This window comes from Idiomarina aminovorans, assembly GCF_023155095.1.
Classification (GTDB): Bacteria; Pseudomonadota; Gammaproteobacteria; order Enterobacterales; family Alteromonadaceae; genus Idiomarina; species Idiomarina aminovorans.
The window spans coordinates 122,078-144,953 of sequence record NZ_JAKNDA010000004.1; the positions used below are offsets into that span (position 1 = coordinate 122,078).

25 protein-coding genes and 1 pseudogene are annotated in these 22,876 nt (G+C 46.4%); 13 read left to right on the forward strand and 13 right to left on the reverse strand.

Annotation, left to right across the window (positions count from 1 at the left end; all coding sequences use genetic code 11):
- The first annotated feature begins 105 nt into the window (after positions 1-105).
- From pgsB to pgsW, 3 genes are read left to right on the forward strand one after another with little or no spacing between them, the layout of a single operon-like run.
- The gene (gene pgsB / locus L8G48_RS09140) at positions 106-1,311 is read left to right on the forward strand and encodes a poly-gamma-glutamate synthase PgsB (RefSeq protein WP_248264304.1); all 1,206 of its coding nucleotides are present in this window, start codon (positions 106-108) and stop codon (positions 1,309-1,311) included.
- The gene (pgsC, locus tag L8G48_RS09145) at positions 1,308-1,883 is read left to right on the forward strand and encodes a poly-gamma-glutamate biosynthesis protein PgsC (protein ID WP_248264305.1); all 576 of its coding nucleotides are present in this window, start codon (positions 1,308-1,310) and stop codon (positions 1,881-1,883) included. The genes pgsB and pgsC overlap by 4 nt, the downstream gene beginning before the upstream one ends.
- Before the next feature lie 14 nt (positions 1,884-1,897).
- The gene (gene pgsW / locus L8G48_RS09150; RefSeq protein ID WP_248264306.1) at positions 1,898-3,049 is read left to right on the forward strand and encodes a poly-gamma-glutamate system protein; all 1,152 of its coding nucleotides are present in this window, start codon (positions 1,898-1,900) and stop codon (positions 3,047-3,049) included.
- An 18-nt stretch (positions 3,050-3,067) separates the two neighbouring features.
- On the opposite strand, the gene L8G48_RS09155 is transcribed toward pgsW, so the two are convergent.
- Both L8G48_RS09155 and L8G48_RS09160 read right to left on the reverse strand, forming a co-directional pair.
- Positions 3,068-3,958, reverse strand: a complete 891-nt coding sequence (locus L8G48_RS09155; protein WP_248264307.1) for an LOG family protein — start codon at positions 3,956-3,958, stop codon at positions 3,068-3,070.
- Between the two features lie 77 nt (positions 3,959-4,035).
- Entirely contained in the window at positions 4,036-4,239 is a 204-nt protein-coding gene (locus L8G48_RS09160; RefSeq protein WP_248264308.1) for a GNAT family N-acetyltransferase, read from the reverse strand.
- 315 nt (positions 4,240-4,554) lie between these two features.
- Here L8G48_RS09160 and L8G48_RS09165 point away from each other — a divergent pair, with 315 nt between their 5' ends.
- Genes L8G48_RS09165 through L8G48_RS09175 form a run of 3 tightly spaced genes read left to right on the forward strand, consistent with a single transcriptional unit; the run spans position 4,555 to position 5,472 of the window.
- Positions 4,555-4,989 (forward strand): nuclear transport factor 2 family protein, encoded by a 435-nt coding sequence (locus L8G48_RS09165; RefSeq protein ID WP_248264309.1) that lies wholly within the window; start codon positions 4,555-4,557, stop codon positions 4,987-4,989.
- 25 nt (positions 4,990-5,014) lie between these two features.
- Positions 5,015-5,293: a peptidylprolyl isomerase gene (locus L8G48_RS09170; RefSeq protein ID WP_248264310.1), complete on the forward strand. Its 279-nt coding sequence runs from the start codon at positions 5,015-5,017 to the stop codon at positions 5,291-5,293.
- Between the two features lie 35 nt (positions 5,294-5,328).
- Positions 5,329-5,472 carry a DUF2256 domain-containing protein gene (locus L8G48_RS09175; RefSeq protein ID WP_248264311.1) on the forward strand — a complete coding sequence of 48 codons (144 nt, stop codon included), beginning with the start codon at positions 5,329-5,331 and terminating at the stop codon, positions 5,470-5,472.
- Here the strand turns inward: L8G48_RS09175 and L8G48_RS09180 are convergent.
- The 3 genes from L8G48_RS09180 to L8G48_RS09190 form a co-directional block, all read right to left on the reverse strand.
- Positions 5,426-5,662: a diguanylate cyclase domain-containing protein gene (locus L8G48_RS09180; protein ID WP_282444825.1), complete on the reverse strand. Its 237-nt coding sequence runs from the start codon at positions 5,660-5,662 to the stop codon at positions 5,426-5,428. The genes L8G48_RS09175 and L8G48_RS09180 overlap by 47 nt on opposite strands.
- A gap of 116 nt (positions 5,663-5,778) precedes the next feature.
- Complete coding sequence (locus L8G48_RS09185; RefSeq protein ID WP_248264313.1) at positions 5,779-7,647, reverse strand: DUF885 domain-containing protein; 1,869 nt, start codon at positions 7,645-7,647, stop codon at positions 5,779-5,781.
- Positions 7,648-7,823: 176 nt separating this feature from the next.
- A complete protein-coding gene (locus L8G48_RS09190) occupies positions 7,824-8,120 on the reverse strand; it encodes a hypothetical protein (protein ID WP_248264314.1) in 297 nt (98 codons plus the stop codon).
- 220 nt (positions 8,121-8,340) lie between these two features.
- Here L8G48_RS09190 and L8G48_RS09195 point away from each other — a divergent pair, with 220 nt between their 5' ends.
- Positions 8,341-9,105 (forward strand): phytanoyl-CoA dioxygenase family protein, encoded by a 765-nt coding sequence (locus L8G48_RS09195; protein WP_248264315.1) that lies wholly within the window; start codon positions 8,341-8,343, stop codon positions 9,103-9,105.
- Positions 9,106-9,189: 84 nt separating this feature from the next.
- Here the strand turns inward: L8G48_RS09195 and yjjJ are convergent, their stop codons facing one another.
- Positions 9,190-10,566, reverse strand: coding sequence for a type II toxin-antitoxin system HipA family toxin YjjJ (gene yjjJ / locus L8G48_RS09200; protein ID WP_248264316.1), 1,377 nt, complete (start codon positions 10,564-10,566; stop codon positions 9,190-9,192).
- Between the two features lie 495 nt (positions 10,567-11,061).
- Between yjjJ and L8G48_RS13530 the strand changes: the two are divergent.
- From L8G48_RS13530 to L8G48_RS09215, 3 genes and pseudogenes are all read left to right on the forward strand, one after another.
- A pseudogene (locus L8G48_RS13530) lies at positions 11,062-11,478 on the forward strand (Fic family protein); the annotation flags it as partial.
- Positions 11,479-11,586: 108 nt separating this feature from the next.
- Complete coding sequence (locus tag L8G48_RS13535; protein ID WP_348983653.1) at positions 11,587-11,703, forward strand: hypothetical protein; 117 nt, start codon at positions 11,587-11,589, stop codon at positions 11,701-11,703.
- Between the two features lie 55 nt (positions 11,704-11,758).
- Positions 11,759-12,547 carry a hypothetical protein gene (locus tag L8G48_RS09215; protein ID WP_248264318.1) on the forward strand — a complete coding sequence of 263 codons (789 nt, stop codon included), beginning with the start codon at positions 11,759-11,761 and terminating at the stop codon, positions 12,545-12,547.
- A 739-nt stretch (positions 12,548-13,286) separates the two neighbouring features.
- On the opposite strand, the gene L8G48_RS09220 is transcribed toward L8G48_RS09215, so the two are convergent.
- The 5 genes from L8G48_RS09220 to smrA all read right to left on the reverse strand — a co-directional run bounded on the left by L8G48_RS09220 (position 13,287) and on the right by smrA (position 17,424).
- Complete coding sequence (locus tag L8G48_RS09220; RefSeq protein ID WP_248264319.1) at positions 13,287-14,438, reverse strand: Fic family protein; 1,152 nt, start codon at positions 14,436-14,438, stop codon at positions 13,287-13,289.
- Between the two features lie 141 nt (positions 14,439-14,579).
- Positions 14,580-15,128 carry a tyrosine-type recombinase/integrase gene (locus L8G48_RS13625; protein ID WP_443986719.1) on the reverse strand — a complete coding sequence of 183 codons (549 nt, stop codon included), beginning with the start codon at positions 15,126-15,128 and terminating at the stop codon, positions 14,580-14,582.
- Positions 15,013-15,747, reverse strand: a complete 735-nt coding sequence (locus L8G48_RS13630; RefSeq protein ID WP_443986720.1) for a tyrosine-type recombinase/integrase — start codon at positions 15,745-15,747, stop codon at positions 15,013-15,015. The genes L8G48_RS13625 and L8G48_RS13630 overlap by 116 nt, the downstream gene beginning before the upstream one ends.
- A gap of 195 nt (positions 15,748-15,942) precedes the next feature.
- Entirely contained in the window at positions 15,943-16,806 is an 864-nt protein-coding gene (locus L8G48_RS09230) for a YicC/YloC family endoribonuclease (RefSeq protein ID WP_248264320.1), read from the reverse strand.
- A gap of 30 nt (positions 16,807-16,836) precedes the next feature.
- Positions 16,837-17,424: a DNA endonuclease SmrA gene (gene smrA, locus L8G48_RS09235; protein WP_248264321.1), complete on the reverse strand. Its 588-nt coding sequence runs from the start codon at positions 17,422-17,424 to the stop codon at positions 16,837-16,839.
- Positions 17,425-17,560: 136 nt separating this feature from the next.
- On the opposite strand from smrA, the gene rph reads away from it, so the two are divergent.
- Together rph and pyrE are read left to right on the forward strand one after the other, a co-directional pair.
- Entirely contained in the window at positions 17,561-18,274 is a 714-nt protein-coding gene (gene rph, locus L8G48_RS09240; protein ID WP_248264322.1) for a ribonuclease PH, read from the forward strand.
- Between the two features lie 36 nt (positions 18,275-18,310).
- The gene (gene pyrE, locus L8G48_RS09245; protein ID WP_248264323.1) at positions 18,311-18,955 is read left to right on the forward strand and encodes an orotate phosphoribosyltransferase; all 645 of its coding nucleotides are present in this window, start codon (positions 18,311-18,313) and stop codon (positions 18,953-18,955) included.
- A 193-nt stretch (positions 18,956-19,148) separates the two neighbouring features.
- Here the strand turns inward: pyrE and L8G48_RS09250 are convergent, their stop codons facing one another.
- A complete protein-coding gene (locus tag L8G48_RS09250) occupies positions 19,149-20,825 on the reverse strand; it encodes a cyanophycinase (protein ID WP_248264324.1) in 1,677 nt (558 codons plus the stop codon).
- Positions 20,826-21,122: 297 nt separating this feature from the next.
- On the opposite strand from L8G48_RS09250, the gene L8G48_RS09255 reads away from it, so the two are divergent.
- Positions 21,123-22,427, forward strand: coding sequence for a transporter substrate-binding domain-containing protein (locus L8G48_RS09255; protein WP_248264325.1), 1,305 nt, complete (start codon positions 21,123-21,125; stop codon positions 22,425-22,427).
- On the opposite strand, the gene trmL is transcribed toward L8G48_RS09255, so the two are convergent.
- Entirely contained in the window at positions 22,411-22,875 is a 465-nt protein-coding gene (trmL, locus tag L8G48_RS09260; protein ID WP_248264326.1) for a tRNA (uridine(34)/cytosine(34)/5-carboxymethylaminomethyluridine(34)-2'-O)-methyltransferase TrmL, read from the reverse strand. The two genes, L8G48_RS09255 and trmL, sit on opposite strands and share 17 nt — an antisense overlap.
- Position 22,876 lies beyond the last annotated feature (1 nt).

Below are 22,876 nucleotides of genomic sequence, written 5' to 3' on the forward strand. Positions count from 1 at the left end.
GGCTTTTCTTATTGTCCGTTTGTAAAGATCTCTAAAAACAATAGCGCCAGGCGTTCCCTGTAACTATAGTCCTGTTTTAAGCAACTTTCTTCAGGAGGAGGGACTGTGGAAATACCCAATATGCTGACCATTGTCGCTGCACTATGGGTTGTTCTTGTCATTGCCGGCTTTTTCGAGGCCGTTCGGCACTGGGCGTTGGTTCGGAAAATTCCGGTTCGGGTTCATGTTAATGGTACCCGCGGAAAAACCAGCGTTACCCGGTTAATCGCTGCCGGATTGCGTAGTGGCGGGAAACGAATCTGCGCCAAAACAACCGGCTCAGCAGCCGCTATTACCGACCCCGAAGGCCGGGAATTTCCTATTTACCGCATTAGCGGTGCCAATATTATTGAACAAATGCGTACCCTAAAAAGAATGGCTGCATTAAAACCTGAAATTGTGGTTATAGAATGTATGGCACTGCAGCCCCAGTACCAGTCGCTCAGCGAATTACGCATGGTGCGTTCAACAGTTGGTGTCATTACCAACGCTCGCGCGGACCATTTAGATGTTATGGGTCCGGGAGAAAACGACGTAGCCTTAGCTTTGGCAGGCAGCACCCCCATTAAAGGCGACTTATTCACCGCCGAACGCGACTTACTCGATGTATTTAAACACTCCTGCAAAGACCGTAAAAGCCAGTTGCATGGCGTAACAGAAGACGAAGTGAATGGTATCACTGAAGAAACCATGAAGCGTTTCCGCTATGCAGAGCATGCGGAGAATGTGGCACTGGCACTCAATGTTTGCGAACACCTTGGCGTAAACCGGGAAAAAGCCTTAGACGGCATGGTTGCACTAGAACCCGAGGCCGGTGCTATGCAGGTTCTTCATGTTAATTATTTCAAACGCGAAATTGTGTTTGTTAACGCTTTTGCTGCCAACGACCCTGAATCTACCGGTCGTATCTGGGAAAACATGCTGGAGAAATATGGCCAAGGCCGCCGCAAAATCGTCTTGATTAACTGCCGCGCCGACCGCCCTCATCGTTCTCAGCAAATGGCCGAAGACGCCGTCAACTGGAGCCAGGCTGACAAGTATCTGCTGATGGGCTCCGGCACCTTTATCTTTGTCCGTAATGCCGTGAAATATGGCATGGACCCAGAAAAATTATTAGTCATGGAAAATGCTCATATGACCGAAATAACCGAAACAATTTTAGAAGAGTCCGGCAGCAGCGCATTAGTTGTTGGCATGTGCAATATTCATGGCGGTGGCGAAGAAGTCGCTCGCTTCTTCCAGAACCGGGCAATCAAGGAGGAAGATCTATGATTGCATTAAACATTCTGGCCGTTGCCATTGGGGTCGGCTTATTTTTTACCTTATTACTGACTCAAACCTTGGGCTTGGCCGCTGGCGGCTTGGTTGTCCCTGGTTATGTTGCATTACAGCTGACTGACCCTTTAAGCTTGGCTATCACGCTTGTTGCTGCGCTAATCACCTATCTCATTGTCAGAATTATTGCCAGCTTCGCTATTATCTATGGCCGTCGCCAAACTATTATTATGATTCTTACCGGGTATCTCATTGCCGGCTTGATGGATTTTTTCCTTGGCAACCTCGTTAATTGGGTAGATTTGCAAATGATTGCAGGCGGCGATGATGCTCAGGCTCAAATCGCCACGCTGGAATCCAGCTTTATGATGTCAATTATGGAAAGCAGCATCATTGGTTATATTATTCCCGGGCTTATTGCTATTTGGTTTGACCGGCAAGGCGTTCTACAAACCTTATGTGGACTCGCGGTAACCGCCGTATTGGTTCGACTGGCACTTATTGTGATTATGCCGGAATCATTACAAATGTACGAAGCAAGCCAAGCCTTTCAGATGCCGGGCTGGTAACAGGAGGACCAATTATGAGTAGTTTCACAAAGATTTACTGGCGTTCTTCGGGCGTACCAACCTGGGGGTTAATTTTTCTCATCGTGCTGTCGGTCATTGTTATGGTTGCCGCGGAAAACGTAAAACAACGTGACCCGGTAGTAGATGACAACTACGCAACCATGGTTAACGCTGCAAAAATTATGCGCGAAGGCATGCAGGTTCTAAAGCCACTGCGAGCGCAAATAGCCCCCATTAACCCTGAATTTGATCCGCAACGCTCTGGTTTCGTTGGTTTAGAAAACAGTATTGTTACGACCAATCATGGCGGACGCGAATCAAAACAAACCACCGTTAATCCCAACTGGGCCGCTGTAGCCGTTAAACTGATGGCAGACGCCGGCGTAAAACAGGGAGATTTAGTTGCCGTTACCGTATCAGGCTCTTTCCCTGCCCTGAACCTTGCCGTTTACTCTGCCATTGAGGCAATGGAAGCCGAAGCCGTAATTATTGCATCCGCATCATCGTCACAATGGGGGGCTAACGTACCCAATTTCCTGTGGCTGGATATGGAGCGCGAGCTTCGCAACGCCGGAGTGCTCTCTTTAAAGCCGGTTTATGCGTCTATCGGCGGTATTGAAGACCGTGGCATTGGTATCCCTGAAGACGGTATTAATTCAATACGTAATAGTATTGAGAATGCTGGCATTAACTTAATTGAGCCAGCCAACTATCAAGAAGCGGTTGCTGATCGTATTGCCATCTTCCGTGAGTATTCGGCCGATCGTCAGTACAAAGCGTTCGTCAACGCGGGCGGTGGCGCGACCATTGTCGGTCCTCCGGGTATTGATGACCTGTTCAAGTCAGGCTTACAGGAAGACGCCCCTTCACGCGCTTTTGCTGTGGATACCGTAATGGGTTATTTCTTACAGGAAGATATTCCGGGCATTCATTTCATTGGTATTAAAACCATGGCCGAGCGCCACGGGCTGCCGTTAATGCCCCCCGAAGTCGTTCCTGTTGGTAACGGCGGCGTTTATTCGGCCACTATTTATAACCGTTGGTTAGCGCTTGGCTTAGGTGTCGGATTGTTCGCCATGACCTGGCTTATCGTTCGCTCAGCGCGTATCACCAGCTTGTGGCGCCGCACCGGTGAGAGCGGTAAAAGCACAAAGCCTATGGTTTAACTCCATGTTGGGAGCAAGTTAAGTCTTGCTCCCATTTTTTAAGTCATAATAATGGCAAATAGCCTGCCAGGCTTCTTCAGCGGTATCCAATATTTGGAACAAAGCTAAGTCCTGCTCGGCAATCGTGCCCTCTTCTACCAGCAAGTCAAAGTCTATCAGTCTGCTCCAAAACTCAGAGCCAACCAGCACAATGGGTACCGGCTCTGACTTTTTGGTTTGTACCAGAGTTAAGGTTTCAAACAACTCATCGAGCGTGCCAAAACCACCGGGAAAGGCAACTAACGCACGGGCACGTTGTAAAAAATGCATTTTGCGGATAGCAAAATAATGAAACTGAAAGCAGTATTCCGGCGTTATGTAAGGGTTCGGTTTTTGCTCGCGAGGTAAGACAATATTAAGCCCGATACTCTTACCACCGGCCTCCATAGCTCCGCGGTTAGCGGCTTCCATAATGCCCGGACCACCACCACTGACAATCATCAGGTTCTCCTCATGATGCCGAAGATTATGCTCCGTCGCTATACGCGAAAAGTCCATAGCCTGCTGATAGTAAGCGCTATTTTTCAATGCCCGCTGAGCGTTTTTTAGCTTGTCTTTTAAGCTGTCGTTATTCGGCTCTGCTGCTAAAGCTTGTTCCGCAATACTAAGGTCGTGCTGAGCCTGCTCAGGGGATAAAAACCGAGCACTTCCAAACACGACAATTGTGGCGTCTATCTGGTGCTTTTCCAGGGTCAGCTCAGGCTTTAGATACTCCAGTTGCAAGCGTACCGCTCGCAAATTGTCTTGCAGTAAGAATTCATTATCGGCAAATGCCAGCTTAAACGAGCCTTGCCCCTCTATTTTTGCAATAGATTCTTCCGACTGTGTTGCTGAAATTAAGCGACGCCGATGCAACTCATTATCTGTCATGGGAAGTCCGTATGAATGGGTTTAATGGCAGCCGATAACGGCTCGTTTATACCAAGTACAAAGCAAAGTTCGTTGCATTATTTTTTCTCTAACCGCATGGCGACCATCCCCTGATTTTCACCGACTTCGTGAAAACCCAGGCTTCGATAAAGCCCTCTGGCGGGTGCGTTTTCGGGGTACACATTTAACGTAATAAATTGTAGGTGCTCCTGAACCCAGGCCTGTTCCAGTAGAGCTACTACAAACGCTCTGCCAAACCCTTGACCTCGAGAATAACGCAATTTTCAACTCGTCTATTACCGCTTTTTTTAACATCGCTTTTTTCTGACAATAGGTTTTGAAAATAAATTATCACAAAATAAACCTCAACGTCGTGTTAGTTCATTAACTGGAGTAACGTCATGCCCATGAGACAACACCAGCACGTCTTACCTTTCTTATTAGTCGCTTTAGGTCAAGTGAAAGCCATGCGGCTGCGCTTTTAGTTGAAGTTCCGTTTGTTTGATAAGCATTGTAAACCTGTTTGCTGTGCATGAAAGCTTGCCATATGCTTACAGCATACTTAAAACAATCGACCAACTTAAAGGAATGATGATATGCGCTACCTAATACTGGCTTTTATTCTGTTATTCAGCACCTCCGCCTTTGCGCAAGAAAGCGTTGAAGAAGCGACAACTAAGGCGGTTGAAGATTTCTTGTATGGCGCCAGCATTAATGACCCTGAAGCTCATGAGCGTTTCTGGGCAGAAGACTTAACTTACACCAGCTCCAGCGGAAATCGCTTCGGCAAAGCGTATCTGATGTCAGAGTTAGACGGTGCTGGACCGAAAGATCCTGGAGAGGTTAACGTTTGGTACGGGGCAGAAGATATCGAAGTAAAACCGTTCGGCGACACTGTGGTATTTAATTTCACGCTCACCGCAGAAGAAGAGGGAAAAGTCACTCAATACTATTACAATACCGGTGTTTTAATTGAGCGCGATGGTCTCTGGCAAGCCGTTAACTGGACCGCGACCAAAATCCATGAATAAGGTCGACAAGCCAACGGAGGTAAGAATGGCAAAAGCACACGCAGTACATATTCTGGTAAAAACCAAAGATGAAGCCGGGAAGCTAAAACAAAAACTGGCAGAAGGCGCTAAATTTGCCGATTTAGCCCGTAAGCACTCAGTTTGCCCCTCAGGCAAGAAGGGTGGTGATTTAGGCGAATTTGGCCGCGGACAAATGGTTCCTGCTTTTGACAAAGTGGTGTTCGGTAAACCCACGCTGGAAGTACATGGTCCGGTAAAAACTCAATTTGGCTGGCATTTAATTAAGACGTTGTCGCGCAGTTAAAACGCTCTGCATTACTTCAGATAGGAGTATTTCAATTGGCGCATCAAAAACCCCACTTGCCAAGTAAAGTGTGCGCAGTTTGCCAACGCCCGTTTACCTGGCGTAAAAAATGGAAAAATTGCTGGGAAGAGGTTAAATACTGCTCTGAGCGGTGCCGAAAGCAAGGTCGTCACAGCTAGTCACAACCGTATTCCTGCCATCCGCTTTGGCCTGATAAAGATTTTTATCAGCCGCTTGCAAGAGCAGCTCCGCACTAGGACTTTCATTCTTACCTGATGCGGTCGCAATACCAATAGTAGGGTGATATTTACGCCAATATTTCATAAATCGCTTTTTCTGCTTTTTTCTTATGCTAGCGCGGTTTTGCAGAGATTGGAACTTCTATAGAGAGGACTGAATGAATGGTTTCTATAAAAACGCACCACCTTGTTAAAAGGTGATGCGCTGAATATTTCACTGATCTTGTCGTTCTTGCCGACTCGCCGTTAAGAGTTTTTCGTCTCTTTAATATAGTCGTTAACGAATTGCTCCAGAATATTAAGCGGTACCGGGCCACTGCCTAAGACAACATCGTGGAATTCACGAATATCAAAAGCATCGCCAAGTTCTGTCTTCGCTTTTTCACGTAACTCCAGAATCTTCATCATGCCAATTTTGTAGGCAGTCGCCTGACTTGGCATAACAACGTGTCGCTCAACCATCTTCACAGCGTCGGCTTTCGCGTTTGGCGTATTGTTGACATAAAAATCAATACCTTCTTCGCGCGTCCATTTTTTGTCATGAATACCGGTATCAACCACCAGGCGGACCGCACGCCACAGTTCCATAGCTAAGCGACCGAAGTCAGAGTACGGGTCTTCGTAAAGACCAATCTCTTTTGGCAGTTTCTCGGTGTAAAGTCCCCAGCCCTCGCTGTAAGCGGTGTAACGCCCGAAACGTCTGAACTTAGGAATACCTTCCAGTTCTTGCTGAATAGCAATTTGCATGTGATGCCCGGGAATACCTTCGTGATAAGCCAATGCCTCCATCTGGTAGGTTGGCATTGAGGACATATCATACAGGTTGGCGTAGTAGGTACCCGGACGCGTGCCGTCCATTGATGGCTGCTGATAGAAGGCTTTACCGGCCGATTTCTCACGGAAAGGTTCTACTGCTTTTACAATTAAGCCCGCTTCGGGTTTGTTAATGAACAACTCATCCAGACGCCCGCGCATATTGTCGATGTAGGCAGTCGCTTCATCTAAATAGCGCTTGCGGCCTTCTTCGGTGCTCGGGTAAATAAACTCTTCACTGTTGCGCATGTGTACAAAGAATTCTTGCAGCGTGCCATCAAATTCAACTTCTTTCATAATGCCGCGCATTTCTTCATGAATACGATCGACCTCATCTAAGCCAATCTGGTGAATTTCATCAGCAGTCAGGTCGGTCGTGGTGGTACGTTTTAATGCATTATTATAGAATTTTTTGCCGTTCGGAAGTTTCCACGCACCGTCTTTAGTAGTGGCCTGCTCAGCAATACCCTCTACGGCGGTAATTAAGTTTTCATAAGCCGGTTGTACTGACTCCAGCAAGGCTTTCTTAGCTGAATTTAACAGCTCATCGCGCTGACTATCGTCAACATCTAATTCATCGACTTTCTTTGAAAAGTCCGCCCATAAAGCGCTGGCTTCGCCGTCATCAAATGGTGCCCCAGTAATGATATTTTCGCTGTCGCTTATTACGTATGGGTAAACGAATTTAGGTGCGATAATGCCTTTTTCGGCGCGCAGTTCTAAGTTTTCTGCCAACTGATCGAATAATCCCGGCAGGCCGTTGAGACGTGAAATGTAGTCTTCCGCATCATCTACACTGCTAATACCATGCTGGTTAATCAGTAGCGATGCCACGCTCGAATGCATGCCAAACATTTGATTGACCGGGTAGTTATGATGACGCCATTTAAAATCAGCAATATCATTTTCCAGCTTCTGCTTCATCAGCATAAAGCTTATTTTGGTCTGCTTATTAAGCTCTGACTCATCAAGTGCCTTTACGCGGTCAAGCTGCTTTTTTTGCAGCTCAAGTTCTTCCTGAGCAGCGGCTTCAGAAATATCATCCCATTTGTCCTGATCTTCCTTAATACCGAGATAAGACTGGTACATTGGGCTGCGCATGACATTTTCCATAAAAATGTCTTCAAACAGTTTATTGGCCTTTTCCGATTCGGTTTGCGCCGTATGCTGGGTACCATTTTGTGCGGTTGCGTTTTGAGCCTCAGCAGTGGTTTTGGTTGCTTCTTCTTTGGATGCGTCAGAGCACGCCGTTGTCATTAGTACTAGCGAAACTGCCAGTGCAATTTTCTTATATTCAAACATTACTTGTCTCCTGTTGTTTTGTTAACTTGATAACGGTTACGGGGTTAGATGTCAACGCAAGAGCGATAGCAGAAGCCAGAGCTGCGCTAAACGCGCTAATCTGCAGGCGAGTAATAAACTCGTCGGATAACGTTATCGGCAAGCTCATAAACCACCAGACTTTTTGCAGACACGGTTTACTGAAGCCTATGTTCACAGCGAGCTTCAATTTGTTCAACCGGTAGCATAGCACCAATTATTGGTCTAAGCGCAGACTGCACTTCTGGAATCAGGCTTTTGAACTCTGACCGCATAACGTTTTCACTCACCTGTTCATTAAAAACCAGCGTTACCTTTAAGCTTTGTGGAAAGCGCTGGTAATCCACCTCGTGGGTCAGCCAACTAAAGCCTTCATGCTCAAACTTGGCCGTTTCGCAAACCTGAGTGAGTTCGCGGATAATTTCACGCTCTAGCTTCTTGTCCGTTTTTCGCATTGGAATCTCCCTAAATAGAGGTGTTCTTTTCAAGGCACACATTGCGACGGATCAATCTATCACACCATGACCGAAAGTACGTTGAAAGCGTACTTATTACGATGCTTTATGTTGGTAGGGTCTAGTTGTTGCTCAGCTAAATTTTAGCCAAGTATTTTCCTAATTGCTAAACTATGTTTGTTGTTATTTATTCTCCTCAGTCATCCAGTAAGGAGTTCATGTGCACAATCGTCCCGATTTTCTGAAGAACATTTCTCCGCATCATGGTGAGGTGTTACACAACGTGCTAAGCAAAGAAACACAAGCGGCATTGGCCACCAAGCTGGATGCGATGCCAAACGGGAAGACGTGGTACGCCGATATTTACCAGAAGGCTATCTATGGGCCTATGGTGTTCCGCGACCAAGAGTTAAGCATCATCGAGACCATTGAGGAGCTCTTACCCAATTACCGTATTTTGACCGATCTTTACCTGGAGAAGACACCCGATGACCAAGGGTTCCCCTTCCACACCGACTTTGACTCTATCGGCTTTATGGAGCATCCGGAAGACATGCTGACAGTTTGGATTCCTTTAACGCCGGTCAAAGAGGAAGGCTCCGGACAGCTATCCATTGTCATGGAGGAGGGAGCCGTTCGATTATCTCTCATTCGGGAAGCAAACCAATTGCACTCTCTGGTGCGCGTCGTCGACTCATCAGTGCCCGAACACATGCCGTTTCAAATAACTCAGCAAGAGTATGACTACTTAGAGCGAACCAAGGTTACGCCTTCAGTCGACGCCGGCGATGCGCTTCTTTTTTGTAACGCCTTTTTCCACAAGTCAGAGGATGTACACCAGGGCAAACGCTCGGCCTATATCATGCGTCTTGTGCCCAAAGATGCCAGGTTCAGCAAAACTCGTCTGCTTGGGCTAAAGAAACTCGGACAAAACCTGCCTGTTGTCAATGAGTTACTGAAAGAGCATTACCCTGACGCTATTTAAATCATAGCAAAGTGATTGGCGGTACCAACTGCTGTTGCTGCCATACCATGTTTGGCCAGCCCTTATTATTTTTTTGAAGGCACCCTAAGCCATCTTTGCTATCGTAGCTTCATAGTCCTTAACTACTTGCAGCTGCTGGCTTGCCAAACTTTTAAAATGACGACTAATAACGGTACTTTCCAGCACGCTTTCCCAAAACTCATGTGCCGCAACATAAGCTGTTTGCCAACATATTTGTGGAACATTCGGGTGAACACGTATATTGAAAGTTTCCGATGGCAAGTCACCCGCGCTAGTTGGTGAATAATGCATCGGCAGCATGTCATAAACCGGAGCCAACTCATAAGGTCGCCCCCCAATATTAAGTGCGGAGACGTTACCTAAATGCATGTCGGAATTTGCGATAAGTTGGCCGAAAGCCCGGGCAACCTTGCAACGCGTCACTGCCTTTTCAGTAATAACACCTTCCTGATATAAGGCATCTGCAATTTCAGGCCAATGCCCATTAGCTTTCCCCACAAATTCTAAATCCAAACTCGCAAACGATATGACACCCACTCGCCCACCCCTCTGGGTTCGGTCAAACCGCATTGAAGCAAGCAACGTTCGTCCATCAACATTAAAACTTCGGTTATGGGCAGCCTCTTCGGGAATCACAGTATTCAATGCCTCAGCAGCAAGCGCTTCTGCGTGGAGTAAATCCGCCCAACGATTCGCCACTGAATCAACCTCAGTTTGCGTCACCCGGCCAGAGAACTTAACGATACATTCCCCCTCACCAAGCGTTGCAGTGAATTTAGGCTGTTCACCTTTAGCCGATGAATCGAAATGCTCACCACGCGCAATAGCTTCGGCCTTAATGCCGGCCTGCTCCTCGCTAATCACTGCTTCTTGAGGAGTTTCCAACCACCGGGTGTAAGCCGCATCGCCCACTATGAGGTTGCCAACATGATCTTGCGGAAACTTCGCCAGCACAGCAAGTACCGTATCTTCCGACCATTTATTAGGGTCAGAATCAAGTGGCTCGCCTTGATTTCTTAGCTGTTGAGCAAAAGAACGCCCCAAAAACCCTTGTGGTCTCATATCGGACAACCACCATGGCAAGGAATCATAAAACTTCCACTCCGAGACCACTTCACCGCTGGCGTCATCCGCCCGAAAATACTCCACCAAATAACTATCATCGGGATACACGATATTTAGCAGCGCCATTTTCTCCGCCTGCCCCTCACCATTAATACGATAAATTGGCAGCACAGTTTGCTTCGGCAGCAGGGGTAAATTACGCCTTAATAGCCAGCTCGTAGCACGCCCCTTGCCTGCTTTAATAACTTGTGAACCCAAGCGACTCATCTGCCGTGTAACCGTTGTTGCATCAACCCGCAAACCACGAGCAAGTTCAGCCGCCGACATCGGCCCAGATTTCAATGATGAAATTATGTTATCAGCAAGCTCAGACATGGACTACATTGCTCTCGTTAATTGGTGAAAAAGCAGTGAAAACCTAAAAACCGCATAAGAAATGCAGGGATTAAATTAAACTTAATGCATTGTTAAAAAACAATTATTCATGGAAAACAGCAGCTTATTGCAGGCTTTCATGCAGTGATTTAATGTATCTGTTTATATGTTATAGCAGGTAATAGTCAGTTTGTCAGCACCTATTGCCTTCGCTACTATCCAAGATTGACAATCTTTGATTTTTTTATGCGCCCCATACCAAAATACCTGCAAGGTAATTCGTTATTTTGAAGTCACAAAAGCTTATTCTGATAGGGTGCCTTTTTTCTTAAGGCCGTGGGCAGAAACAGCATCGCCGCTGAAACTAGTCTAAATTATGTATAAAAAATAAACTTTTCTATACATAAATAGTTTTTAATATAATATTCACGATTTTTTATACATATATCGAATCGAATACATAGAAAAGGCTAATATCTATATGACAGCTCTGAAGTCGAAAATATTGTAACCACTCACGATGAACTCTATAAAGCGAACCTTTTCGAGGACGCACTCGTTAACCCTGCCACTAAAGAAGTTCAAGACTACGCTATTGCGTTAAAACAAGCTTTCGCAACGATACACAAGACAAAAACTATTCGGCTACATGATATTCTGGTCGTGCAACAGCATCTTGAGCACAACAATGCAGGCCTGCGACGTTTACCCGGGACCGAATTAAAAAACGTTAATACTGGCGAAGTCGTCTACACGCCACCACAAAAAGCCGATGAAATTTCATCGTTAATGGACAATCTTGTTCAGTACATTAACGACGAAGAACTCTGCGACGCAGATCCACTGGTAAAAATGGCGATTGTCCACCACCAGTTCGAAAGTATTCATCCGTTTTACGATGGTAACGGCCGGACAGGTCGAGAAACCGGAACCTGGGAGTCTTGGCTTCTCTACATACTGGACGGCATCATTGATACCGCTAAAAACACAATAGCCTTAATTTCAGAAATGAAGGTGTTGATGACAGACGTAAAACACCGCATGCGACAACAATTACCCAAGATCTATCGCCAAGATTTACTGAACAATATGTTTCACCATCCCTACACGAACACGTATTCATTGCTCACCGGTTGATGCGGGTCAACTCGTTCGCTTATATCACTTGGCTCATAGTGCGCAGAGTCCTGCATTGAAAAATGTTAAAATCGAAAGCGCGGCGGGAACATTGTCTGCTCAGCACTTAGCCAATGTGCATTTAAACTATCAATCTTCATTCAACGACGATGGACCGCTATTAATTACTCAGCTTGCACGGCAGCCGGGAAAGCAACATACGCTAACTTTTGAAACTAGTTACCTCAATTTAAGCGAATCGAGTTTAACGTTCGACTTTACACCCTCTGAACCCATTCAGAACTATCAATTGATGTTTATTGGGGCAGCTCAAAGCAATCAACGTTTCCAGACGAGTCTATCGCTCGATAATCAGAACATAAAAGTTCATTCGTATGGTCAATCACATCCATCTCTAGCGGGAATTATCGTTGTCGACTCCGCTATGCCAATTTCTCTAGAACATCAGGAAGCACTTAGATTAACTATTGAGCTTTATCTTCGACAGAAAGTTAGTTTTGTAGCTGAATTGAGTGCTAACAAAGCCACTATCAACCTCATAGACCACTCAACTGTTAGTTACAGTGCGCTAAATTCAAACGCTAGTCATTCACTCATAAATATAAAGGCCTTCGTTCAGAAAAATCCTGAATCTCGAACATATTTACGGTTTTTGATTGAAATGGTGGGAAACAGCGGCACTATCGATGATCGACTTTTAAATGGTTTCGTTGCTCTCGAAGCTCTACTCGATGATAGAACTTTGCAAAAAGACAAAGTAAGTAAGGTTTTGGGTGTATCTCAAACAACTGCAGAGTCTTCATCGAGATTCGAAATAAACTGGTTCATCAAGGTGCGGATATAAAGGATGCTATAGAACTATTACTCACTAAAAAAATCAATCACCCCAGAGCAAAACTAACCCCACTTCTTAAAGCCCTGCATTGTAATAGCGATTTAAGTTGGGTCATATACAGCAGCTTTGCTGATCTGATGTTCGTTCACTTTGTAGAGTCAGTGGGGATTGAGCCCACAACGATTACCCGGCACGCTATTTGTTACCACTGGCTGTACGCCGGGATTTTCGCCGTTCACATCAGTAAACCGGGGCAAGTCCAGCTTACATAGCTTGGTGAGTTGATTTGAGATACTGAATCTGAGTTTCATTGCGTTTAATGGTAAGTCTATAAAAGAAAAACCGCCAAGGTTTCGCGTTACCCTCTCGAGCACTAAGCGTGGCGGCTATGTTGCGTTATATTTTACGCTCAAGTTGCTAATATGCAATGTTTTGTCGAAGGCTTTGCGGGTAAGCTTATAAAATTTTTGGTCTTTAAAACTTGCATTAAAAAATCCATATGCAAATTAAAGCTACCTAAACTTGCATATAAATATTTGTGTGCAAGTTTCTTAGCGCTCTAAAGTCTTCTCTAAATCATGCTCCCAGACCTTTAAAACTCCTTAAGACACTTCTTATGCAAGATTGAGCGTCTCAAACTTTGATATATTACCTGTATACAAAGTTATGGAAGTAAATCACGCATAGAACACACCACATCAAAGGAAATTACCATTCTCACGCGATTTTATGAAAATCATAAGGCTACTTAACGATCATCACTAACGTGATCAGCAAACAAACGAAGATATCGTGTGAACATAAATACACGGTTTCTTTGATAACCTGTAATTTCTTCAAGAACACTATCGGCAACCATTTTTCTCAAAAGCTCATTTGCTGCGGTGTGAGTTAATCCCAAGATCTTGGCTGCTTCATTCACTGTAATCGCTGGCTTACGATAGAGTTGTCTGATGATCGTCTGAGCATTTTCCGCACGTCGACCATACGTAAACATCAGTGCATCGAGCTCTTGCCTGAGTACAAGAATATTTTCAAACGTTTTTTTACTTCTATTGGCTGTCTCAATAACTGCGGAGAGAAAAAACTTTACCCAATGGATGATATCGCTGGACACCCTAACGCGTGTCAACGCATCGTAGTAACTGCCCCTGTTTCGCTCAAAAAACTCTGAGAGATATAGTGATGGTTTTCTTAGTAATCCCTTATTCACCAGGTAAAGAGTAATTAAAAGCCGTCCAATACGTCCGTTACCATCTAAAAACGGGTGAATCGTCTCAAACTGGTAGTGGCTCAAAGCAATTCGAATCAGCTCAGGCACATTGACATTTTCATTGTGCCAGAACATTTCAAGATCGCTCATCAAGTCGACTACCTCGCTTTGATGCGGCGGTATAAATGCTGCGTCGGTTAAACCGCTACCACCAATCCAGTTTTGGCTTGTTCTAAACTCACCCGGTGATTTGTTTTCACCTCGAACTCCTTGCATCAAAATAGCATGGGTATGCTTCAAAAGCCGGTTAGATAATGGAGTTTGCTCAAGCTCTGTTATCGCCTCATTAATGGCCTGAACATAATTGCGTACCTCGCCCCAGTCATCTCTTTTTTCTGGCGATATCTGTTCGGCATCCAATACTGCTTCGTCAATTTGAGTTTGAGTGCCTTCAATACGCGATGAGTTATTAGCTTCCTTTGTAATATGCATCTGAATGAAAAGATCCACATCAGGCACAATAAGCGTAAAGGCATCTAGCTCTGCCAATGCACGCGACGCTCGTTCGAGCAAAGTGTTAATTACGGGATCTTCCCAAGTCCATTCCCGGTTTACAGTGACCGGTGAAAAGCTTTTGTATTGGTATTGCTGCTTTTTCTCACCACTTGTAAATTCTTCAAATTTCATTGATTGACTTCCTTCCGAGGGAATCTCGCTAATGAACTTACTTTAACCTTTGCGTTTACTATTGACCAGAATCGCCTGAGACAATTAAAAACCAATCCAAACCAGCGGCTCAATCACATCCGCAACCTTCTGATGCGCCTGCTACCGCTCATCATAGTAGTCATACCGGTCATAAATACCTTCTACGCCTTTCAGGCTATGATTTATAGCCCGTTCGCCAACGGCACCACTGAAACCTAAAGCAGATACTTGGCTACGAAACGTGCGACGCAGATCGTGTACGGTAAAATGCGCGATATCACCCATGTAATTCGGTCCGGGTTTCTTGCGGCCCTGCTCAATGCCGAACATTTTATTGATGGCGCGGTTTATTGTATCGGAACCGATATATGGCTTCGTTGAACCTCTCCGTGCAGGCAGTACATACTCTGAACCGAAAGAACGTGCTTTAAGCATGTGCAACCATTCAACGGCCTGAGTTGGTAGCGGTATGATAATACCTTTACCCTTTTTCACACGGTGGTCTGGAATTTCCCATTCAGCCTTAACGAGGTCAAATTCAGACCAAGGGGCCTCAGCAAGCTCCCTTACGCACTCCAAGCACCAGATATAAGCAAACAGAAAGGTAATTATCCATACCGAAGCGATCCATATGCTTTCGGAAAATCGCGGTCGCACCTTTGACTTCATCGAGCGATAACGCTCTGTCGCGTGATTTCTCCACACCGCCCGCATCATTTGTACCAAATGCAGCTGCGGGGTTATTTAGCGTCAAATCCAACTTCACCGCATGGCGGAAAAGCTGCTTCATATACATCAACACATCATTGGCGATACTCGGTCGACCGCTTAACTTAATTCGCTGCAACACTTCGCGCACGTCACGTGCATTCACCTGCTCAATACGCATATCACCCATAACCGGCTTTATTTCTTTTCGATACAACCGAGCAGGAATGTTCGGGTGTTTCAATCTTGGCTGAATGTCATTCGTAAACCAGTCCTCGAACAGGTGGTTCATGGTTTCAATCCCCGACCAGGCTTCCTTTTTGCGCGCAACCAAAGGGTCTAATCCACTCATCAGTTCGCGCTTCTTCAGCATCAATTCGCCACGCGCATCTGCAAGCCCCATAAACGGGTACTTACCCAACGTCATTTCACGACGCTTGCCGTGGACGGTGTAACGATAGGACCAGTAAGAATGGCCTTTCTTCGGCACGACAAAGTAAAGCCCTAGTCCATCGGCGTATTTACCGTTTTGCTTTGAACGATCCAGTGAAGCAACTTTTGTTGCGGTAAGCGCTGCCATGGTGTGTACCTTTATTCAGTCTATGGGTAGAAAGGTACTCACCATTCTGGTTTTGCACAACTGTTTCAAACTCACCGCAGCACTCCCCAGAATTTTGCAACGTATAGGAAAACCAGGAAGCTCCAGAAACAACAAAGTCCTTTATTTAAAAGGACTTTGGAAGCATCAGGAAAATATCAGATAGGGTAGAGAAATTTACTCGATGTTTTGGATCTGCTCCCTCATCTGCTCTATCAAAACCTTTAGCTCCACCGACGCTGAGGTGATATCAGCGTTAATTGACTTAGAGGCCAGAGTATTCGCTTCGCGGTTGAACTCCTGCATCATAAAGTCCAGGCGACGTCCGCAGGGGCCGCCTTTTTTTAGTATTTTGCGGGCTTCTTCTACGTGGGCGTCGAGACGGTCAAGCTCTTCGGCTACGTCGGTTTTTTGTGCCAGCATGACCATTTCCTGCTCTACGCGTTGTGGGTCAAGCTCTACTTTCGCTTCTTCAAATCGGGTCAGTAAGCGCTCACGTTGCCACTTCATAACGTCTGGCATGCGTTCACGTACAAAAGCGACTTGCGTACTTACACCGTCCAGGCGCTCCTGCAACATTTTATCAATGGCGGCGCCTTCGCTTTTGCGGTTTTCAATAAAGTCGCTGGTGGTCTGCTCTAATGCGGCCAGAACGTCTTTTTGCAGCTTATCCATGTCCTCGTCCTGCGCGGCAACCACGCCGGGCCATTTTAGAACATCAATAGGATTTAACTGACCGGCGGCCGAATGCTGGCTCACCCATTTGGCGCTGGCAATCACGCTTTTTGCGAGATCTTCGTTAATCGACAAGGCGCTTTGCTGGGCTTCGTCTACCTGCAGGCTCAGTTTGCATTCCACTTTGCCGCGTTGCAGCTTTTTACGAAACTGCTCACGTAATGAGTTTTCCAGCGAGCGGAAGGTTTCCGGCAAACGGAAATAGGTTTCCAGATAACGCTGGTTAACTGAGCGAATTTCCCAAACGGCGGTGCCCCAGTCGGCTTTTTGTTCGTAACGTGCATAGCCAGTCATACTTTGAATCATGTCAGTTCCTTTCAACGAATCGTTTCTCAGTTACCGCTTGGCGTGCTTTTCACGGTTCTTTTGTTTCTGTTCTGCGTTCTTCTTCATCATGATATAAACTGCCCCACGACCACCATGAGGTCTTTGCGCGCTGTGAAACGCCAGTACCGGCGCCAGCTCCCGCAGCCATTTATTCACATAGCTTTTAATTAACGCAGGGTGCGGCTTTGAGTGCTTGCCCATACCATGAATAATTAAAGCGGTGCGTACTCCGGCACTATGACAGTCTTGCACAAAATTAAACAAAGCCGTGCGCGCCTCTACCAGGCTATGCTGATGCAAATTCAGACTAGCTTCCATAGTATAGCGACCCTGCTTCAGGCGCTTAAATACACCAGCCTGAACCCCGTCACGTTGAAACTCAATAACATCGTTAGGCTCAACCAAATCCACATATTCTGTGGACAGGAAGTTCGCATTTTCTTCTTCCTCCGCTTCAGCAACACGGCGACGCTCTTTTTGTGCCAGCGTCGGCTCAAATGCCTGCTTAATATCAGCAACGTCTTCACCGGCTAATGGTGTAACGTCCGTCATTTCCTGACGAAACAACTCAAACTCTTCATCATCTGAACGCGACATACTGCCTCCCGTCCATATTTTGCTATTGGGTTTAGTGTAATACGTTAGCGCGCGAATCGCGATCCATTCATTGTGCAATTCTGCTACAATTACGCTCAATTTATACATTGCGACATTCACTCAGTAAGGAGATGACATGCGTCCAAGTGGCCGTACGGCACAACAAATTCGACCGGTAACCATTACCCGTAATTTCACCAAACACGCCGAAGGCTCAGTGTTAATTGAGTTTGGCGAAACGAAAGTGCTTTGTAATGCGTCAGTAGAACGCGGCGTTCCGCGCTTTTTAAAAGGTAAAGGCCAGGGTTGGGTCACCGCTGAATACAGCATGTTACCCCGCGCTACACACACCCGTTCTGCTCGTGAAGCGTCTCGCGGCAAGCAAGGCGGTCGTACCTTAGAAATTCAGCGCCTAATTGGCCGCTCATTGCGTACCTGCATTGATATGAGCGCATTAGGTGAACACACCATTACTATCGACTGTGACGTCATTCAGGCCGACGGCGGCACCCGCACAGCCTCAATTACAGGTGCATGTGTGGCATTAGTTGACGCCCTGAACTGGATGCGCGGTAAAGGCATGGTTAAAGTGAACCCACTAAAAGAAATGGTCGCAGCCATTTCAGTCGGTATTTTAGACGGTGAACCGGTCAGCGATTTGGAATACGTTGAAGACTCAAAGGCTGACACTGACATGAACATTGTTATGACCGAAGCCGGCAAGTTCATCGAAATACAGGGCACTGCCGAAGGCGAAGCCTTCAGTCTGGAAGAAATGAACAGCCTGGTCGATATGGCGCGTCACAGTATTCGTGAGTTAATTGATATTCAGAAGCAAGCGCTAGCGTAAGTTTAGTTAAAACAGTAAGCGAGGAACCCTCCAGTAATGAAAGCGTATCAAAAAGAGTTTATTGAGTTTGCCATAGAGCGTGGCGTATTAAAGTTTGGTGAATTTACCTTAAAATCCGGCCGCACCAGCCCGTACTTTTTTAATGCCGGGTTGTTTAATAAAGGCTCTGACCTTGCCCGTTTAGGCCGTTTTTACGCCGCCGCGCTGGTTGACTCCGGTATTCATTTCGACGTGCTGTTTGGTCCCGCTTACAAAGGCATTCCTATTGCCACCGCTACCGCTGTTGCTTTGTACGATCAGCACAATCAGGACACACCATACTGCTTTAACCGTAAAGAAAAGAAAGACCATGGTGAAGGCGGTAATTTAGTAGGCTCTGCATTAAAGGGCAAAGTCATGCTGGTCGACGACGTGATAACCGCCGGCACCGCTATTCGCGAAGCCATGGATATCGTCAAGGCAAACGGCGCAGAACTGTCCGGCGTGCTGATTGCGCTAGACCGTCAGGAGAAAGGTCAGGGTGAGTTATCCGCTATTCAGGAAGTCGAACGCGATTTTGGCGCTCAGGTAGTGAGTATTGTCAGCTTGAACGATGTCATCAACTTCTTGAAAGATGACGATACCTTCAAAGAGTATCTGCCCAAAGTTGAAGCTTACCGCGCCACATTTGGTGTCGCTTAATTCAATTTAGCGAGCGTGGATACCATCTTGTAGGTAGCGGAGAATAAGAGCGCGCCGACGGTTGCGAGGCGTCTTATGGAGGTGTGCAGCGCCATGGATGGCGCTGCCCAAGCCCTACATGGATGTATTCACGGGCGTCCTCCAAAAGACGCCTTGTAGCCTCAGCGCTCGTTTCTCCGCTTTCCCTACCAAATTACAGCTTTTCCTGTGGTTGCCAGGCAATACCAATACTGCCATTTATAATCTGACATTCTCCGCCTGAAGACTGCACTCGGCTGGACTCGCCGCGCTGAGCAATTAACCGATAATCCTTATTCAGCAAGTTGACTTGCTGACGCTCACCGCAAAGAATCCGCATGGAATCGATAAAGCCACGATCAGTCAGGAAATTTGTTGTCGGTTCGGTTTGTACTACGTCATCGCCTTCCGCAAATTCCGCCGTTTGTAACCCGTAAGGCGAAATAACACCTGAAGCGCCTGCAACCAGATAATGGAAGGTGCCGGCTACAGCACTCTCGGTTCCCTGTGCATCTTCTAAAAAGAACGCGCCACGCTCACCAATAACGTTAAATGCGCCACTTTCAAGGTTCACTTCCATTGCCGTATTTTCATCAATACCAATAGACAACGGCGTTGAACTGGACGCCGCCAGGCGCATTAAGCGCCCCTGCCGTCCACGTTCAGAAAAATGTGTATCCAAAGTGGCGTAATGAAACAGGCTGAGTCCACCTAACGGATGGTAAGTCAGGCTATCCGGTTCAACATTAGGCGGACAAGTAGTATCCAGGTCACAACCAAACGGCGGCGGATCAGAAGCCAGAGCCCCTTCTTTTATAGCCTGCGCGGTAGTACCATTAGAAATCATAGGCTTAGAGGTCATCACCGCAGTACCCGCGCTGGTTCCGCCAACAACCACTTCTTTTTGCTGAACCGCTGCAATAATAGTTTTGAGCACATCGCTGGGTTCATTGTTCGCTTTCACAAAGGTTGAACGGGTTAAGTTCTGGTCACCGCCGTTAAAAAATAGTCCATCGGCATCGGCTATCATTTCTGCGGCTGCATCGGAATCTTTGCAAAATGCCACTTGCTGCTGATAACGCTCTCTGTGAACCCGATCACGCTCGTAGGTACCCCGCTCTTCTTGCTGCACTTTCGCCAGTTCATCACAGCGACCTTCACGCTGTGCTTTAACCAATGCCGAATCCAGCGGCAGCCAATGTGCTTCGGCACCTAACTGCTCAAAAACACTGTTGTAAAAGTCGATAGCATCGTAAGGGTTACGCGATGCTGAGGTCAGGAAGTAAATTGTCGGTTTTTGCTTATTATCAGCAACCGATTGAGCCATTTCAACGAAACGCTTGAAAATCACCTTAGATTCGTCGTTCAGGTTTTCATCCAGATTAGCGACTTCGCGAGCAGCATCCGGAACGGGAAGCTCAATGATGTCGATAATCCGGTTCCACTCTGCATCTGACAGCGAGTTGTAGAGCTTTTGCGTGGCACGACGAGTAAATTCACGCAAGAATACTCGCTCCGGTACAATGTCTTCTTTTAAGCGGTCATGAATTAACTCCAGCGCATCAGCGACTTTTTTACGCGTTTCCTCGCGATAAGTCGGCCAGACAGATTCAGCTGTTGCCCTGGAACGAAACTTTTTCGACAAATTCAAATACCGGTCGGTACGCATGGTGTCTTTATCTATCCAGTCAACATCATCACAATTATCGGATGCGAAACTTGAGCAGACCTTTAATCCGCCGCCCGCCAGCAATAAATGCCGGTAAGTATCCTCAGCGGCAGCGTTAGACGGCGCTGAAAGCACGGATGACATCACCGCCAATGAGATCAATGAAAACAACGACTTAACCATAAATAGAACCCCTAGTTACCGACGGCTTTTACCGCTAAATTATTTCAATTCTTAGAACCGAGAAGCCACAACGCTAGAGCTTTAACGACGCGGCTGTTAAATATCAGACAATAGATTAACGTATTTATTGTCGGTAAACCTAAAAACCTCACTGTATTAACGTATGTAATAACCACTAGTAGCACCACTGTTAATATAGATAACACTATGAAAATAAAAAACTTTTAGGGCTCGTGATAGCTATTATAACACTGCTATACTAGCTTTTGTTTCGCAAATTAAGATCCCGCTTTTGTTATGAAGTCATCGTTGCGCCTTTGCGCCTTACTACTGCTGTTCGGTTTAATGCCAATAACCAGCCAGGCTGTCTTACAACAGAAGCTCGTTTTTCGAGCGCCCGATGAAGGTCCTTTTACACAATACGTAACAGCGGTGCTTGAAGAAGCTTATGCTAAATTGGGTATTAAGCTTGAGTACATCGAACTGCCCCGGGTACGAGGTGAACAATTAGCGACCGAAGGAACCATAGCTGGCGAATTAGGCCGCACCGCACTGCTGGAAGAAAAGCGTCGAGATCTCCGCCGCGTTCCGTTCCCCCTGTTTACCTTCGATATTATTGCCATTGCTGACCGACGCGACTGTGGTTTCTGCAACCTGTCGAAAATAGAGAGCCTGGCTTATGTCGATGGCATGGACTCTATTACCAAAGCCGTTACTGAACTTCCTCAAGAACCATCCGTTGTAACGCCTATTGATCTCGAACAAGTCTTAAAATTACTGGCTTCAGGAAGAGTTCAGTTCGCATTCATGACCGACTTCCAGTTCAAAAGCTCTGAACTCAGTGATAATCCCCATTTGATTACCCATAAACTATCAACTGAAGTAGGATTTCATTATCTCAACGAGGAACATGCACGACTTATTCCTCAACTGACTTATCACTTGCAGGGAATGCACGAAAGTGGCCGTATGCAACAGTTGCGGGTACACCATGGCATTAAACCGGAAACACCGATAGAGCCGATTGCCCCACCTGAACAACTGACCGTGGTCGGAGCCATACACCCCGGCTTACTCAATGCAGACGGTACCGGCACGCTGTGGAACGTGGCTAAATCCGTTTTTCCAGCGTTTACCGAACAACTCAATACCGTGGTCAGCAGTTGGCAACGCAGTATTCAGTTACTGCAAGAAGGTAGAGCGGACGCTTTAATCGGCATAAGGTCCGATCAAAAAATAGAGAATATTATTTTGTCGAAATACCATATTGCTTACGATGACAGTATTTTCCTGTTCAGTCTTGAACCGGATCATGAGGGGCCTATCTGTATATCCGGTCCGCGTTTTATGCAAACTCTGGTTAATTCCGAACGGCCTTTCTACCGCACATCGGACTCACTGGACTGCTTTGCGCTCTTAGATATGGGCAGAGTTAGTGCGGTTATCGATTATAAAGCGAATCTACCGGACTGGACCGAGCAGCCTTATAAGAAAAAGAAACTTTCAGACCCTCAGCCTTTGTTCATGGCTTTTCCGGACAACAGCCGAGGCCACGTGTTACGGCATCTGTTTGACAATACAATGGTTAAAACGCCCCTTTAAAGTCGTTCTGCCGCCAGGCTTCATAAGCAAAAATAGCGACCGAGTTTGATAAGTTCAGGCTACGACTGCGATCTGCCATGGGAAGTCTCAACCAATTGTCTTTTGGAAAAGTTTCCAGCACCGCCATAGGTAAACCCCGAGTCTCAGGGCCAAACAGCAGCACGTCCCCTTGTTGATAGCTCACTTCTGAATACCTGGTTTGACCTTTGGTTGTGCACGCAAAAATACGATTAACTTCCGTGTTATCCAGAAAGCTCTGCCAGTTTTTATGGATTTTCACTGACGCTAAATCGTGGTAATCGAGGCCCGCACGGCGCACTTTTTTTTCATCCAGCTCAAACCCCAGCGGTTCGATTAAATGCAGAGACATTCCGGTGTTAGCCGCCAGACGAATAACGTTACCGGTATTAGGGGGAATTTCGGGTTCAAACAATACGAGGTGCAACATG